General features: G+C 44.4%; 12 protein-coding genes. All 12 read right to left on the bottom strand.

The features are described 5' to 3' along the window. Nucleotides 1–237 precede the first annotated feature (237 nt). Complete coding sequence (gene ftsA / locus J7I42_RS10730; protein WP_209138777.1) at nucleotides 238–1,617, bottom strand: cell division protein FtsA; 1,380 nt, start codon at nucleotides 1,615–1,617, stop codon at nucleotides 238–240. 83 nt (nucleotides 1,618–1,700) lie between these two features. Next, nucleotides 1,701–2,474: a cell division protein FtsQ/DivIB gene (locus J7I42_RS10725; protein ID WP_209138776.1), complete on the bottom strand. Its 774-nt coding sequence runs from the start codon at nucleotides 2,472–2,474 to the stop codon at nucleotides 1,701–1,703. Nucleotides 2,475–2,483: 9 nt separating this feature from the next. Then, entirely contained in the window at nucleotides 2,484–3,872 is a 1,389-nt protein-coding gene (gene murC / locus J7I42_RS10720) for a UDP-N-acetylmuramate--L-alanine ligase (protein ID WP_209138775.1), read from the bottom strand. Nucleotides 3,873–4,007: 135 nt separating this feature from the next. Then, nucleotides 4,008–5,096, bottom strand: coding sequence for an undecaprenyldiphospho-muramoylpentapeptide beta-N-acetylglucosaminyltransferase (murG, locus tag J7I42_RS10715; protein WP_317196233.1), 1,089 nt, complete (start codon nucleotides 5,094–5,096; stop codon nucleotides 4,008–4,010). A 19-nt stretch (nucleotides 5,097–5,115) separates the two neighbouring features. Next, nucleotides 5,116–6,585, bottom strand: coding sequence for an FtsW/RodA/SpoVE family cell cycle protein (locus J7I42_RS10710; protein ID WP_209138774.1), 1,470 nt, complete (start codon nucleotides 6,583–6,585; stop codon nucleotides 5,116–5,118). A gap of 62 nt (nucleotides 6,586–6,647) precedes the next feature. Further along, on the bottom strand, nucleotides 6,648–8,006 hold the full coding sequence (gene murD, locus J7I42_RS10705) for a UDP-N-acetylmuramoyl-L-alanine--D-glutamate ligase (protein WP_209138773.1): 1,359 nt from the start codon (nucleotides 8,004–8,006) through the stop codon (nucleotides 6,648–6,650). 210 nt (nucleotides 8,007–8,216) lie between these two features. Beyond that, on the bottom strand, nucleotides 8,217–9,503 hold the full coding sequence (mraY, locus tag J7I42_RS10700) for a phospho-N-acetylmuramoyl-pentapeptide-transferase (protein WP_209138772.1): 1,287 nt from the start codon (nucleotides 9,501–9,503) through the stop codon (nucleotides 8,217–8,219). A 33-nt stretch (nucleotides 9,504–9,536) separates the two neighbouring features. After that, a complete protein-coding gene (locus J7I42_RS10695; RefSeq protein ID WP_209138771.1) occupies nucleotides 9,537–11,000 on the bottom strand; it encodes a UDP-N-acetylmuramoyl-L-alanyl-D-glutamate--2,6-diaminopimelate ligase in 1,464 nt (487 codons plus the stop codon). Between the two features lie 13 nt (nucleotides 11,001–11,013). After that, nucleotides 11,014–13,137, bottom strand: coding sequence for a penicillin-binding protein (locus J7I42_RS10690; RefSeq protein ID WP_209138770.1), 2,124 nt, complete (start codon nucleotides 13,135–13,137; stop codon nucleotides 11,014–11,016). A gap of 162 nt (nucleotides 13,138–13,299) precedes the next feature. Further along, entirely contained in the window at nucleotides 13,300–13,638 is a 339-nt protein-coding gene (locus J7I42_RS10685; RefSeq protein WP_209138769.1) for an FtsL-like putative cell division protein, read from the bottom strand. A gap of 323 nt (nucleotides 13,639–13,961) precedes the next feature. Then, a complete protein-coding gene (gene rsmH, locus J7I42_RS10680; RefSeq protein WP_209138768.1) occupies nucleotides 13,962–14,882 on the bottom strand; it encodes a 16S rRNA (cytosine(1402)-N(4))-methyltransferase RsmH in 921 nt (306 codons plus the stop codon). 4 nt (nucleotides 14,883–14,886) lie between these two features. Further along, nucleotides 14,887–15,351: a division/cell wall cluster transcriptional repressor MraZ gene (mraZ, locus tag J7I42_RS10675; RefSeq protein ID WP_209138767.1), complete on the bottom strand. Its 465-nt coding sequence runs from the start codon at nucleotides 15,349–15,351 to the stop codon at nucleotides 14,887–14,889. Nucleotides 15,352–15,935: the final 584 nt, after the last annotated feature.

Genomic DNA, 15,935 nt, shown 5'->3' with positions numbered 1-15,935 from the left:
TTAACAGCCCCACCAGCCTACCCTCACTCGCTGCTGAGACCAGATTAAGAATAACGGGTTAGTTTAACATTTTTGCATTGTAATGGTTTACCCATCATAATGCTGGCATTTTTCATATTCCCCGGATTTTCTTTTTCAATAGGTTGATTGTATAGCAGGCCAGTAATTCCAGTCTTATCCGCCAAAGTTTTAGCACAGGCGGGTCTGTTACTTGTTTCTAAGAGTTATATCTATTTGTTATAATGCATGATCTTCTTCTTCCTTGAACAGTTCAATGATACCATCTTTGAACTTGCCCCAGAAGTCTTTAATGCCTTTACGGTTCCTTAACTTTTCGGTTTGCAGTTCTTCTTCCTCGTCAAAAGCATCTTCTTCTACCAGTTCTGCCTTACGCAGGTTTTCGGGTATTTCCATTTTCCTGAACTGGCTCTCAAACTGTTTGCGATGATTTTCATAATCGCTGTAACCTTTCATAATAAGACCGATACAGGTTGAATAAGTTGGGCGGGCCAATTCTTCAATATGTCCTGCAGCCAGGTGTTCTGTTGGGAAACCAATGCGGGCATTCAAACCAGTTACATATTCTGTTAATTGGATCAGGTGTTTTAATTGAGAGCCACCACCGGTCAATACGATACCACCATTCAGCATTCGGTTATCCAGGCCAACCTGCTTTAAGTGATAGGTAACAAAATCCATGATCTCACTCATCCGGGCCTGGATGATATTAGCCAGGTTCTTTACACTGATCTCTTTGGCTGGCATACCACGCAAACCAGGAATAGTAATGAAGGCATTGCTGCGTGCTTCATTGGCCAGGGCGCTACCAAACTGAACTTTCATTTGTTCAGCCTGTGTTTTTAACACCCCCAAACCGGTTTTAATATCATTGGTAATATTCTCACCACCGAACGGGATAACAGCAGTGTGTTTCAAAATACCTTCATAGAAAACAGCCAGGTCGGTAGTACCACCACCAATGTCAACGATGGCCACGCCTGCTTCCAGGTCTTCAATTCCCATAACGGCCGCTGCAGATGCCAGTGGTTGCAATACCAGGTCCTTTGTTTTCAGTCCACTTTTATCTACTGCACGGGTAATATTGCGGATGGCATTTTTATCGCCGGTGATGATGTGGAAATTAGCACCAATTTTCACGCCACCATAGCCAATTGGGTTAGGAATATTTTGAAAATTATCAACCGTAAACTCCTGGGGTATCACATCGATGATCTGATCACCGGCAGGGATATATGTTTTATACTGATCATTGATCAACTGATCGATCTCACGTTGCGAAATTTCATCGTCGTTATTCTGACGCACAATATCACCACGGGTTTGCAGACTTTTTATATGATGACCTGCAATACCAACATATACTTCACTTATTTCCAAACCGGGATTTGATGCATAACAGTTCTCAAGAGCCATGGTAATGGCCTTGATGGTTTCGTCGATATTAAGCACCTGTCCGTGCTTAACACCATTGGAGTTGGCCCGGCCAAAACCGAGTATCTCCAGCTTGCCGAACTCGTTCTTTCGCCCGGCAATCGCGGCAATTTTTGTCGTACCGATGTCCAGTCCGACAATGATGGGTTGTTGTTCGTGTTGCATATCTATCCTGTTTTTAGTTGTTGTATAGGGAGTGACTTATATTTAATTCTTCAATCTTTCTCTTACTGGTAACCTGCTATTTCTTATGTTCCCTTCACCCCAATTACCTGTCGTGCGTATCGTACGTTCAGCTTTTGGTAAACATCCATGCCTGTTTTGCTCAACACTTGCTGATAAAACAACAGCAACCGCTTAAACTTTTTCTCATAATCGGTACCATCTCCAAATTCAATGATATGGTTGCCTACTACCGGGATCATTTCAAATGTGCGATCGGGTTGGATGTCTATCTGCGAAACCTGTGCCATCCAGAATTCATCATGTAACAGGTAGTTGCTGACATGAATGATATCCCGCATCATCACACTATCTGCTCCGGTTAGTTTATCCTTTTCTGATGGAAAGCCGGTAACTACGGGCAAACGGGCCGAGAACTTATCTGACAGCGGTAACTTTTCGCCACTGCTATCGATATAAAAACTATTGCCCGCAACCGTAAATACCCTGGCAACGGGTACCCGCTCTTCTACCCTCACCTGCAATACCCGGCTGTTATCAAAGAACAGTTCTGCATCCTTTACCCACACATTACTTTTCAACTGGTTCTCCATCCGGCGCAGGTCAAAACTTTTTATCGACCGGCCCTTGATGCTACCCTGGTTTGTTAACAGGGTGGTGATGTCTTTTTTATCGAGGAACCATTCATTTGCTTTACCCTCGATACGGATCTCCTGACCCTTACAGGTTTTATTGCTCTGCGCTTTCATGGCCGCTGCCAGCAATACTATAGTACCGGCTGCTACACACAGCCAGAAGATTGCCAGTATTGGTTTCCTGAAAGAACGCTTCTTTTTCACTTTTGTCAATTATTTCGTTTCAATGATCTGCTTAATGGGTTGCACCAGGGTATCAATGTCGCCAGCACCGGCTGTGATCAATAACCAACCACCTGCGGTTTTTGTTGATGCACTTTGCGCTGCTGTTTTCACCCATTGCAACAACTGCGCTTTGTCCAATACCTGTTTATGATCATTCTTCATTTTATCAAGTATTGTATTGCTGGTCACCCCTGGTATCGGTAATTCTCTTGCCGGATAAATTGGCAACAGTACTACTTCATCGGCCATGTCCAGCACTTCGGCAAATTCACTGGCCAGGTCTCTTGTTCGGGTAAACAGGTGTGGTTGAAACAACACCGTGCATTTCTTATTCCCAAACAATCCTTTGGCACCGGTTATCAATGCCCGTAACTCTTCGGGGTGATGGGCATAATCATCTACAAATGTTACATCCTTGTCCTTGATCACATATTCAAACCGGCGTCTCACCCCCCGGAATGCTTCCACGGCCGCTTTGATCTTCGTAGCTGAAATTCCCAGGTGATGCGCAATCGCTATGGCGGCTATCACATTTTCTATATTATGCAACCCGCCCATATTCAACACCACGTTTGTCAGCTTCCAGTCTTTTACCTGTACATCAAAAACATAAGTACCATGTTCCATTTGAATGTTACAGGCATATATATCGGCCTGGGTGTTTTCCAAATGATAAGTAAGCTGGTTCGGCGCTTTCAGATCGTTCCCTCTTGGCAAACCATATTTGCTGATGAGTAAACCGCCAGGTTTTATTTTACCGGCAAATTCAATGAACGCTTCCTCCATAGCCTCAGTGGTGCCGTAAATATCAAGGTGATCGGGGTCCATGGCACTGATCACGGCTACATCCGGGGTTAACCGTAAAAAGCTGCGATCGTACTCATCGGCCTCTACTACACAGGTATCGCGTTCATCACTCCAGTAGTTGCTGTTGTAATTCACGGCTATGCCGCCTAAAAATGCATTGCAACCATATTCACTGTGCCGCAGGATATGCGCCACCATAGTGGTCATGGTTGTTTTGCCATGCGTTCCGGCCACACAGATATTAAAAGAACTTCTTGTAATTGCTCCCAGCACTTCACTTCGTTTTAACAACGGATAGTTGTTTTGCTGGTAGTACATAAACTCGGTATGCCCTTTTGGTACGGCTGGCGTATACACTACTAATTGTGCATCCTTCGGCGCCAGGTCCAGGTTATCGTCATAATGCACCGGAATGCCTTCACTTACCAATTGCTTTGTAAGCGGGGTTTCGGTTTTATCGTATCCACTTACTTCCTTGCCATGAAACTTAAAGTACCGGGCAAGAGCGCTCATCCCTATGCCCCCGATTCCCAGGAAGTAAACCTTATTTATGTCTTTTATATCAACCATATATCGTGAAACGTGAAACGTGAAAAGTCCTTATTGTTGAGTCCTGACTGTTATCGGCAATCGGCAGTCGGCAATTTCGCCTCTCCTCAGGCTCGCGCCTTTTTATTAACTGGTTAACTGATCAACTGGTCAACTCTAAATCAACCTCAAAATCTCCTCAGCAACCACCGTATCTGCATTTGTTATAGCTAACTCTCCAATATTCTCCCTCAGCATTTGTTGCTGATCTTCATCTTTTGCCAGTGCAATTACCATCGGCACCAGCTTTTCCTTTGCCTCGCTGTCCTTGATCATCAATCCAGCCTGTTTGGTTACCAGATTTTGTGCGTTGGCGGTTTGATGGTCTTCTGCCGCAAATGGAAAGGGTACAAATACCACCGGTTTTTTAGCCACACATAATTCTGCTACCGACATAGCGCCTGCCCTTGATACCACTATATCTGCGGCGGCGTACGCATATTCCATTTGGGTTATAAAACTATTGGCCCAGATATTTTTATTTTCTACTGCCCGTGCACTGGCTTTTTCGGCATACGGTTTACCGGTTTGCCAGATCAGCTGTACATCATTTTGTATAAAGGCTGAAATACCGGCATCTATCGCTTCGTTTATTCCTTTCGCCCCCAAACTACCACCAGTAACAAAAACCGTTTTCTTCGCCGGATCTAACCCGAAGAACTGAATTCCTTCAGAGCGGCTGATCTTGTTGTTCACTATATTCTGGCGTACCGGGTTGCCGGTGATCATGATCTTTTCTGCCGGAAAGAATTTCTCCATTCCATCGGTGGCCACAAATATTTTGCGGGCTTGTCTGCCAAGCAACATATTCGATTTACCGGCAAAGGAGTTGGCTTCATGTATGAAGGTGGCAATTCCCTGTGCCTGCGCATACCGTAGTACCGGGAAACTTGAATAGCCACCAACGCCAATCACCGCATCGGGTTGAAACGATTTGATGATGCTTCGTACCTGCCAGAAACTTTTTATCAGTTTAAATGGCAGTCCGATATTTTTGATCAAAGAACTTCTATTGAACCCGGCTATGTCCAGCCCTTTTATTGCATACCCTGCCTGCGGCACTTTTTCCATTTCCATTTTTCCTTTGGCGCCAACAAACAAGATGTCGATGCCTGGCTGCAGCTTGCGCAATGCATGTGCTATTGCCACTGCGGGAAAAATATGTCCGCCCGTTCCGCCACCTGCTATAATTATCTTTTTATTCACGGATATGTTTTTAATATGCTCACTTTCCTTGCTTCATGTCATTCATTGCTATATCGGTCAGTGGTTTCAACGCTGCTAATTTTGCGGCCTTCTCCTCGGTTGTTTCCACTTTCTCTTTTTCCTTTTCTTTCTTTTTTGCCTTTGGCTTTTTAGCGGTTATCTTTTCTTCTTCCTCCTCCTCTTCTTCTTCGGCTTCTTCTTTTACTTTTTTATTGGCAGTTCTTTTCTCTTTTCCCTCTTCAACCGGAGCTTCCAGTTGTTCCACATTGCGGGCCACACTCAAAATGATGCCTATGGCCAAACAGGTAAACAGAAACGAGCTTCCGCCCATACTTACCAATGGCAAGGTTACCCCTGTTACGGGAAACAGGTTCACCGTAACGGCCATATTGATCAGCGCCTGAATAACCAGCGTGAAGCTTAAGCCCAACGCCAGAAATGCCCCAAAAGCATAAGGGCATTTTTTAAATATTCTGATACTCCTTAATAGGAATAACAAGTAAATAAACAATAGAAAACAGCCTCCCGCCAGTCCATACTCTTCAATGATGATGGCAAAAATGAAATCCGAATAGGGATGCGGTAAAAAATTCCGCGTCTGGCTATTACCAGGTCCCAGTCCCAGCAACCCGCCTTTTGCGATGGCGATCTTCGACTGGTTTATCTGATAGTTCTCATCTTTGTCTACCTGCTTGCTGTCGTAAATAAAGTTTTGCACGCGGCTGATCCAGGTGGGCACGCGGGCAATATGTAAAAAGAAGGGCAGTTCGGCACACTTCTCTTCTTTTTTGTCGTAGAACCCAACGGCCAGCATTACCAGAAAGGCAACCGGTATCAGGGCTACGCCAATTGTCATCAACAGGTGCTTGGTGCTTACCCGGCCAATAAATAACAACAACATGCTGGTAGCGCCTACCAGTAATGCGGTTGACAGGTTGGCGGGTGCGATCAATACACAAATGATGCCCACCGGTATGATCACCGGAATGAATCCTTTTTTGAAATCCTTGATCACTTCCTGCTTCTTGCTCAGCAGCCGGCTCAGGAACATGAACAGCGACAGCTTGGCAAGGTCAGAAGTCTGAAAGGTTAAATTGATGATAGGTAACCGTATCCAGCGGCTACCTTCATTAAGTTTCAAACCAAAGAATAATGTATATATTAATAATGGCACTGATGCCATAAACAATATGCGTGCTACCCTACTGTACAGTGTATAATTCACCCGGTGTGAAAAATAAATGATCCCCAGGCCTACCGCGGTAAATACTACCTGTTTAAACAGGTATACTTCCGTGTTACCACGATTGTACTTGTATGCCAGTAAGCCTGTAGAGCTATATACGGCAAGCATAGATACCAGGGCCAATACTACCACTATTGCCCAGATCACTTTATCACCCTTGGTTTTGCTTAGCAAGCCGCCAGTCGCCTTTCTACCGTTAGGCAGATTTGCTCCATTTAACGATATGTCATTTGCGCCCGTCATTATTTATATCAGAATGTCTTTTCCAGTGTACTTACTTACCCCTCTCCTTCATTACTTGCAATTCATAATTCGCGAACTGCCTGTTTGAACTGATCGCCACGATCTTCATAGTTCTTGAACAGGTCAAAGCTGGCGCAGGCCGGGCTCAACAAAACGGTATCGCCAGGACTTGCCATATGAAATGCTGCTTTTACTGCTTCTTCGGCACTGCTGGTGCTTACCATCAGCTGCACATCGTTTTTAAATGCTTCCTGTATTTTACCATTATCAGTTCCCAGACAAACGATCGCTTTTACTTTTTCGCGAACGAGGTCTAACAGAACTGAATAATCATTTCCTTTATCTACTCCACCCAGTATAAGAATAGTAGGGCGCTCCATGCTTTCCAGCGCAAACCAGGTGCTGTTCACATTGGTAGCCTTGCTGTCGTTGATGAACTCAACTCCACGCACTGTTGATACCGGTTCCATTCTGTGTGCCAGCGACTCAAACGTTTGAACGGCTACGCGGATCTTCTCCTTGCGGATCCCCATCGTTACGCCACCTAAAGCTGCTGCCATTGTGTTATTCTGGTTGTGTTTTCCCTTTAAAGTAAAATCACTCACATTCATCTGCATCTTCTCGTCGTCAACTGTTACAGTCATCTGTCCGTTCCTGATAAAGCCGCCCTGGGGTAATTCTTTACTCATACTGAATGGTAATGGGTTAGATTTGATGGAATATTTCTCTAAGTATTGCATGGTCACCGGATCATCGGCACAGTAAATAAAATAGTCCTGCGCTGTTTGGTTCTCCGCAATCCTGAACTTACTATGTATATAATTTTCGAACCGGTAATCATAGCGATCCAAATGGTCTTCCGAGATATTGGTGAGAATAGCTACATCCGGTCTGAACGTTTGGATATCATCTAACTGAAAGCTGCTGATCTCCGCCACATACAACTCTTTAGGATCTTCAGCAATCTGCTTGGCAAATGAATATCCGATGTTCCCTACGAGCGCACAATCCAAACCTGCTGTTTTGCAAATGTGGTACATCAGCGACGTCGTAGTTGTTTTTCCGTTACTACCGGTAATACCAATGATCTTACTGTTGCCTTTGTAGCGATATGCAAATTCAATTTCACTGATAACCGGTATCCCTTTTTTCCTGATCTTTTTCACCAGTTCGTTCTTTTCAGGAATGCCCGGACTCTTCATCACTTCATCAGCATTCAGGATCTTTTCCTCGGTATGTTGATTTGCTTCCCACTCTATTTCGTATTTATTCAGCTCTTGCTGATATTTCTCTTTAATGGGTCCACCGTCTGACACAAAAACATCATACCCCTGCTGCCTGCCAAGGATGGCAGTGCCTACGCCGCTTTCGCCGGCCCCAAGTATTACCAATCGCTTACTCATTGTAATTACTAACTCCATTACGTCCCAACATTACATCGGGACAACTTTATTATTAATCGGGATAAACCGGATTAAAGGGGGTTCTTCGCTAGTATGAATTCTTACTGCTTTACCACACTCCTACCTACTACTATGATTGGTTTTCCTTAAGTGGAAATTCAGAGTGGTGGTTTTTCAGCAATACACTTTATGTTTTTAAGGTACCGGCCTAACCGATCACGCTCTTTATTATCTTATTTTCAAAGTCACTATCGCAAACACGATGCACAGAATTGTTACAATCCAGAACCTTGTTACGATCTTCGACTCATGATATCCCAGTTTCTGATAGTGGTGGTGTAGCGGGCTCATCAGGAAGATGCGTTTGCCCTCACCATATTTCCGTTTTGTATATTTAAAATAGGAAACCTGTAAACTTACGCTTAACACTTCCACCAGGAACACCCCGCAAAAAATGGGGATCAACAATTCTTTCCGCACAATGATGGCCAGCGCTGCGATGATGCCACCCAGTGTTAAACTACCTGTATCACCCATAAACACCTGTGCGGGATAGGCATTGTACCACAAGAACCCTACACAAGCGCCAATTAACGCACCAATGAATATACTCAGCTCACCCAGGTTGGGGATGTAAATGATATTCAGGTATTCTGCAAACCGGATGTTACCACTGGCGTAGGCAAAAATACCCAAACATGCACCGATGATAGCACTGGTCCCCGTCGCCAACCCATCAATACCATCTGTTATATTGGCGCCGTTCGATACAGCGGTTACAATAAAGATCACTATGATCACATACAGTATCCATGTCAATGAGCGTAGCCCTGCAGGCAACAACTTTGAATAGTTGAACTCGTGCGACTTTACAAACGGGATGGTGGTAACGGGTTCATTCGCTTCCACAAATACTTTCACCCGGTTATCGATGGGCACCCGGTGGATCTTAACCATACTGGTATCAGCGGGTAAAGTATCACCGGTGAACTCGCGCCATGCTTTTGTATTGTTATTAAATAACAGCGTCATGGCAACCACAAAACCCAGCACTACCTGACCGAGTATTTTAAACCAGCCGGCCAACCCGTCTTTATCGCCTTTTTTATATGCAATACCTTGTTGCTGTGCCAGCTTTTTGGCCCGCAGTTTCAGGTAATCATCTATAAATCCTATCAGGCCTAACCATACGGTTGCAAAGAGCATCAGCCTGATGTATGCTTTACCCAGATCGGCCAGTAACAACGTGGGTACCAGTATGGCGGTGATGATAATGAAACCACCCATAGTTGGCGTTCCCTTTTTTTGTTGCTCGCCCGCCAGGCCAAGATCACGCACTGTTTCCCCTACCTGTTTTTTACGCAGGTAATTGATGAACTTTTTTCCAAACACGGCTGATATTACCAGCGACAGTATAACTGCCAGTAATACCCGGGATGTAATGAACTGGAACAGTGCATTCCCCGGAATCTTAACCCCCAATTCCTTCAGCCAATCAATTAAATGGTACAGCATATTGGTATTTTTAGGTGTACGCTCTCGTCCGCGCTATTTTTCATACAGCTCAAACATTTCCCGCATCACCTGCTTATCGTCGAAAGGATGTTTTACTCCTTTTATTTCCTGGTATTTTTCGTGGCCCTTGCCAGCTATCAACAGGATATCGCCTGGTTTCGCCATACTCACCGCCAGCTTAATGGCTTCCTTGCGATCAACCACCGATACATATTTTCTTTTGGCAGCTGTGTTCAAACCGGTTTCCATATCAGTTAAGATCTGCATTGGATCTTCGCTGCGTGGGTTATCGGAGGTGAACACTACTTTATCACTGTGCTCGCAGGTCACTTCTGCCATCACCGGGCGTTTGGTTTTGTCGCGATCGCCGCCACAACCTACTACCGTGATGATCTGCTCATGACCTTCGCGTAATTTTTTTATTGTTTGCAACACATTCAGCAAAGCATCGGGGGTGTGGGCATAATCTACTATCCCGATTATATGCTGATTGGGCGAAATAATATAATCAAAGCGGCCTTCAGCCCCGGTGATCTCACTCAGACACCGCAATACTTCCTGTTTATCTTCACCCAAACAAATGGCGGCACCGTACACAGCCAGCAGGTTGTAGGCATTGAATTCACCAATGAGGCGGAAGTGTACTTCCTGCTCGTTAATGGTCATTACCAAACCAGTGATGCTGTTCTCCAGAATTTTTCCTTTGAACTCTGCCATCGTGCGCAAACTATACAGGAATTTGCGCGCATGGGTGTTTTGCAACATCACCTGACCGCGTTTATCGTCGGCATTTGAAATAGCAAATGCATCGGATGGCAGCAAGTCGAAGAACGATTTCTTTACCCGGATGTATTCATCAAATGTCTTGTGATAATCCAGGTGATCGTGGGTGATATTGCTGAACAAACCACCTGCATACTTCAACCCGGTAATACGATGCTGGTGTATGGCATGCGAGCTGGTTTCCATGAATACATGGCTACAGCCGCTGTTCACCATTTGTTGCAGCAAGGCATTCAGCGAAATGGCATCTGGCGTGGTATGGGTGGCTGGCACTACTTCATTCCCTATATGATTTTGCACGGTGCTCAGCAAACCGCATTTATATCCCAATGATGTAAAGAGCTTGAATAATAAGGTAGCAATGGTGGTTTTACCGTTGGTGCCGGTTACACCTACCAGCTGTATCTTTTCAGAAGGCTGGCCATAAAAATTATGCGCCATATAACCGGCTGCGGCTCCACTATTCTCTACCTGCACATAGGTCACTCCCTCTCTCAGTTCAGCTGGCATGTTTTCGCAGATGATCCCGGTTGCACCCTGCATGATCACCTGATCAATATACTGGTGACCATCTGTAGCGGAACCTTTTACCGCAATAAATACCGATCCCTCGCTTACCTTTCGTGAATCCAGCTGCAGGTCACGCACGGGTATACTGGTATTGCCATGTACCGAGCGAATGCTTACTTTATATAATATATCCTGCAGTGTCACTTTATCTGTTTAATTAATTCAATTCTAAAATTACTGTTTGATGATTGCTTACATAGGTCCCCGGTTCAATACTCTGACTGCTTACTTTACCCCGGCCATGGAACACTACTTTCATCTTCCGGTTCTCTAACAAAAACAATGCATCTTTTAAACCCATGCCCCGCATATCGGGCATTATATTATTAGCAACAGCTCTTTTGCCTAACACCGATTGATCATTCACCATAGCCAGGCGGCCCCATTCATCTGCCTTTGCCGAATCACGGTATTTCATCTTCAGTGTCGACATCACCTCTTTTATATCTTCTGTTGAGCCGGCGTAAAAGTAATTGCTGCTATCTTTTTTCAGTGTCACCTGTCTTATGCCCTGGTCTGCGTGCTGAGCATACAATTTATCAGCGATCTCTTTAAATACTGGTCCGGCTATTTTGGCCCCATAATAAACCGGTGCAAATGGTTTGTTCCTGATCACTACAATACAACTGTATTGTGGGTGGTTGGCCGGAAAATAACCAGCAAACGATGACTGATAAATATGGTCTTTGTATCCGTTGTTGCCGTTGGCCATTAAAGCGGTACCGGTTTTACCAGCTGCTTTATAAGGTGCGCCTCTTAACAGATCGGCGGCGGTCCCATCGGTACAAACACCTTCCAGACATTCTTGTAAGAGCTTCAATGTTTTGCTACTGCAAATAGATTCTTCCAACACTTCCGGCAGATTCTCCTTCACCTTCACGCCATTTTCCATTACGGCATTTACCAGGTAAGGTTTCATCATTTTGCCATCATTCGCCACTGCATTGTACAACATCAATGTTTGCAATGGGCTCACCAGCACTTCATAGCCAAAACTCATCCATGGTAGTGAAGTAGAACTCCATGATTTTGATTTAGGCGTTTTTACTACTGGTTTTGATTCGCCCAACAGGTCGATGCCTGTTTGTTGATCGAATCGCAGTTTCTTAATGTGATTTATAAACCGGGTCGGATTTTTACCGTAATAGGTTGTTGCCAGTTTCGCCATGCCCACATTCGAGCTCAGTTCAAACGCATGTTTCACTGTGGCGTCTTGTCCATGATCTTCTGTATCGTACACCGTTCTGCCATTCACATTCCAGCTTCCGCCTTCGAGATCGATGTGTTGCTGCAAAGTTATTAATTGATCTTCGAGCAGCGACAACATGGTTGCCAGTTTAAACGTAGAACCTGGTTCAGATGCCTGAATGGCGTAATTGAAGTTCTCCCAATAACTGCCATCTTCTCTCCGGCTCAGGTTGGCAATGGCTTTAATTTTTCCGGTTGCCACTTCCATTACTACACAAGTGCCATATTCACATTCATTTGCAACCAGCACATTCTCCAACGCATTCTCCGTAATGTCCTGAATATTCACATCCAGGGTTGTGATGATATCCTTCCCGTTCTGTGGTTCAATTTCCGAGCCATCTACGGGCGCAAATACGCCAGCGGCAATTTTTCTCATCAAACGTTTTCCACTTTCACCACGCAATTGCTCGTCGTACGTTTTTTCAAGCCCCACATTCATACTGCGCATTACGCCACCGCTATCGATGTATTCGCGTGATAACCCGATGGTTCTGTTTGCCAACAGGCCAAACGGGTTTAATCTTTTATCTTTTACGTCAGCAATGAAACCGCTTTTGTTTTTTCCTTCGCGCACTAATGGCAATCCACGAAGCTGTTTATATTGCTGAAATGTCAGGTTCTTTTTTAACAAATAGTACCGGTTCTTTTTCCGATAACCGGTTTTCAGTTCTTTACGCCACGATGCCATATTTTTTTCAGGGAACATGGCTGCCAGTCCAATCGACAGTGAATCCAGATTCTCATCAAACCGTTTTCCGTTCTTATCGCGCAATCCCTCTGCTGCAAAGTCAATATAGATATCGAAATACGGCGTAGAGGTGCTGAGCATGCGGCCGTCTTCACTGTAAATGGTTCCGCGTTGTGCATCTATCTCTACAAATTTCTGTTGTTGTTCTTTTGCCTGTTCACGCCAGTAAGGCCCCTGCACCTGCTGAATGTACACTGCACGGCCCAGTATTAATAAACTGAATACCACGATGCCCAGAAAGGCCACGTACACCCGCCATAATATGTCCTTTTTTACTTCCATGGTCAGTGGTGAGTGGTCAGTGGTGAGTGGGCTTCCTATATTCCAGATTCACTACTACCTTTCACTCTTCTAATTCTTCATTTTAATTCTTCATTTCCCTGCCTCGCTACAATCCAGTTTCGCTACTATTTTTTATCTGATACTTTTTAACTTGTCAACCTTCTATTTTTCATTCACAGCAGTACTATCAACCAGCACTGCCGGCGGCACTCTCAATTCTTTCAACCCCAATGGTTCAACTGCCTTCGCCATTTCACTTTGTTTACTTCGGAACATCACTTCACTTTTCAAAAACTTGTATTCATATTGAAGTTCCTTCAGGTCGCGGTTCACTTTGTTGATGTTACGAACTGTATTATCAGCATAGTGCCCATTCGCGATATATACAATGGCCAGCACTGCCAGGAACAGGAAGAAGGGTAAATTCTTTACGATCCACCTATACCCAAACAACCTTTTCCGTTGTCTTCTTCTGCGCGATATTTCTTTTTCTTCACTCATTTTTTAATCAAATAGCGGTCAGACAGGTCCTATCCGTCTAACCGCTAATGAATGCTTAATTCACGAGGCTTAATTCGAAATTAGAATTGCAATTTCTAATACCCTTTATATTGAGAACAAGAGCTCTGGAATTGTGAAACGTCAAACGTGAAACGTGAAAGGGTTTCCCTACATTCTGGCCTCACTACTTTTCGCCAACTTCCTAACTTCTCATTTTAAATTCTTCATTTTTCATTTCCGGTCTTGTGGAATTATCTATTCCTACATTTTCATCACCTCCTCATTGCTACTTTTCAACGTATCAACGCTATCAATCCTATCAACTATTCCTCTTCCTTCTCTCCTACTCTTAACCTGGCGCTGCGTGCCCTTGGGTTTCTCTTCATCTCTGCGTCAGTTGGAACGATTGGTTTTTTTGTTACCGCTTTAAGTGGTGGAGGGGTTGTTGCCCGGCCAAATGCATCGGTTTCCACTGCTGAATCTTCAAAAATTCCTTTGCGAAAGAAGTTCTTTACTATCCGGTCTTCCAGTGAGTGAAACGTTATAATTGCTACACGTCCGGCGGGTTTTAACAGGGGGGGAACCTGTTGCAGCATGTCTTTCAATGCGCCTAGTTCATCATTCACTTCAATGCGCAAAGCCTGAAATACCTGGGCAAAGTACTTGTTAGGATTTCCTTTTACAATGGAATGCAGCGCCTGTTTAAAGTTAGTGATGGTTTTAAGCGAGGCCGTTTTTCGGACCTGAACGATGGTTTTGGCCAGTGTTTTTGAATTGGTGACCTCGCCATACTGTTCAAACAATTTGTGCAATTGTTGTTCGGTGTAGGTATTCACCACTTCAAAAGCGGTAAGTTCCTGGCGTTGGTCCATTCGCATATCGAGATCGCCTTCGAAACGGGTACTGAACCCGCGGTCGGCGGTATCGAACTGGTGGCTGCTAACCCCAAGGTCGGCCAGAATGCCATCGACCTGTGTTACTTTATGCAGCCGGCAAAACCGTTGCAGGTGCCTGAAATTGTGCGGTACGAAAATGATACGATCATCAGCTGGCACATTTTTCCGGGCATCTGCATCCTGGTCAAAAACAACCATACGCCCATCGGCATTCAGGTGTTTCAAAATTTCCAGGGAATGGCCGCCGCCACCAAAGGTACAATCAACATACACCCCATCGGGGCGGATATGTAATCCGTCGATCACCTCGTGCAATAAAACCGGTACATGGTAAACAGGCTCACTCATAACATTACAATTGTGTAGTATTTTGACCACCCATTACCCGCTCTGCCAGATCGCTGTACTTTTCCGGTGTAAAAGACTCAAAGAACTGTTGGTACTTAACTTTATCCCAGATCTCAATTTTATTTATAACAGAAACCAGTACTATATCTTTTTCGAGCCCTGCATGGGCTTTTAAATTGGGTGGCACCAACATCCTTCCCGCTGAATCCAAATCACACAATGAAGCACCCATGGTAAAATATCTTAAGAACTCTCTATTTTCGGCTTTGTATTCGCTAACTTTACTCAGTTCGGCCAGTATGGGATCCCAGTTTTTTTTGGGATATAAAGTCAAACATTTTTCAAATCCACGAGCTATGACAAATTGGTCTCCAGCATCCTCCGGGATCTGCTTTTTAATGCCTGCCGGTAGGAGAAAACGCCCTTTTGCGTCCAAGGTTGCTTCGTATTCTCCGAGAAATTGTATCATTTACAATGAGTTGCACCTATTTGTCTAATACCTACACAAAATAACACTTTTTCCCACTTTCTTACTTAGATTGTGAAAAATTATTTTTTCCACAAGGAATTTTATTTGTATACAGGTGAACACCAGTGATTTCTGGGGGTTTTCATGTAGTCAACAACCAAAAACATGTGCATAAGCATGTGGACAAGTGTGGATAACCGTGCATAAGCTGTGAATTAACCCTGCAAATGGGATTCTGAGGTTATTTTCCCTCCTAAAACTGCCCAAAAACACCTGTTATTAGCCTAAAAATTGACTGAAATAGCTTCAACCTCCTCGTTTCTTACGGTGGGAAAAAGGGGGAAACGATTCCTACAGCCACCAGTTTGGTGGGAAAAAATGGTAATCGGATACCGGTTTTTCGAAAAGGTGGGAGAAAATGGGAGGATTTGAATTACCTGTTTCCCTGTCCAACCCCCTGGTCACATCCTGGTCAGATTCATTCCAGATATACTAAAACAGGCCATTTCACCGGTCATAATGCCATCGGAATCCCATCCGAATCCCATCCGAATGCCATAGGCTATGGGATTTTGATGGGATTA

Origin of the sequence: Niastella soli (genome assembly GCF_017742245.1) — a bacterium.
Lineage (GTDB): Bacteria > Bacteroidota > Bacteroidia > Chitinophagales > Chitinophagaceae > Niastella > Niastella soli.
Note: the sequence above shows the minus strand (reverse complement) of the source record. Positions and strands in the feature narration are given on the sequence as shown.

Excerpts from the sequence above, each read along its gene's own strand:
- murD (WP_209138773.1), bottom strand. The coding sequence starts at position 8,006 with ATGGAGTTAGTAATTACAATGAGTAAGCGATTGGTAATACTTGGGGCC.
- J7I42_RS10685 (WP_209138769.1), bottom strand. The coding sequence starts at position 13,638 with ATGAGTGAAGAAAAAGAAATATCGCGCAGAAGAAGACAACGGAAAAGG.
- J7I42_RS10710 (WP_209138774.1), bottom strand. The coding sequence starts at position 6,585 with ATGACGGGCGCAAATGACATATCGTTAAATGGAGCAAATCTGCCTAAC.
- murC (WP_209138775.1), bottom strand. The coding sequence starts at position 3,872 with ATGGTTGATATAAAAGACATAAATAAGGTTTACTTCCTGGGAATCGGG.
- J7I42_RS10690 (WP_209138770.1), bottom strand. The coding sequence starts at position 13,137 with ATGGAAGTAAAAAAGGACATATTATGGCGGGTGTACGTGGCCTTTCTG.
- rsmH (WP_209138768.1), bottom strand. The coding sequence starts at position 14,882 with ATGAGTGAGCCTGTTTACCATGTACCGGTTTTATTGCACGAGGTGATC.
- ftsA (WP_209138777.1), bottom strand. The coding sequence starts at position 1,617 with ATGCAACACGAACAACAACCCATCATTGTCGGACTGGACATCGGTACG.
- mraZ (WP_209138767.1), bottom strand. The coding sequence starts at position 15,351 with ATGATACAATTTCTCGGAGAATACGAAGCAACCTTGGACGCAAAAGGG.
- mraY (WP_209138772.1), bottom strand. The coding sequence starts at position 9,503 with ATGCTGTACCATTTAATTGATTGGCTGAAGGAATTGGGGGTTAAGATT.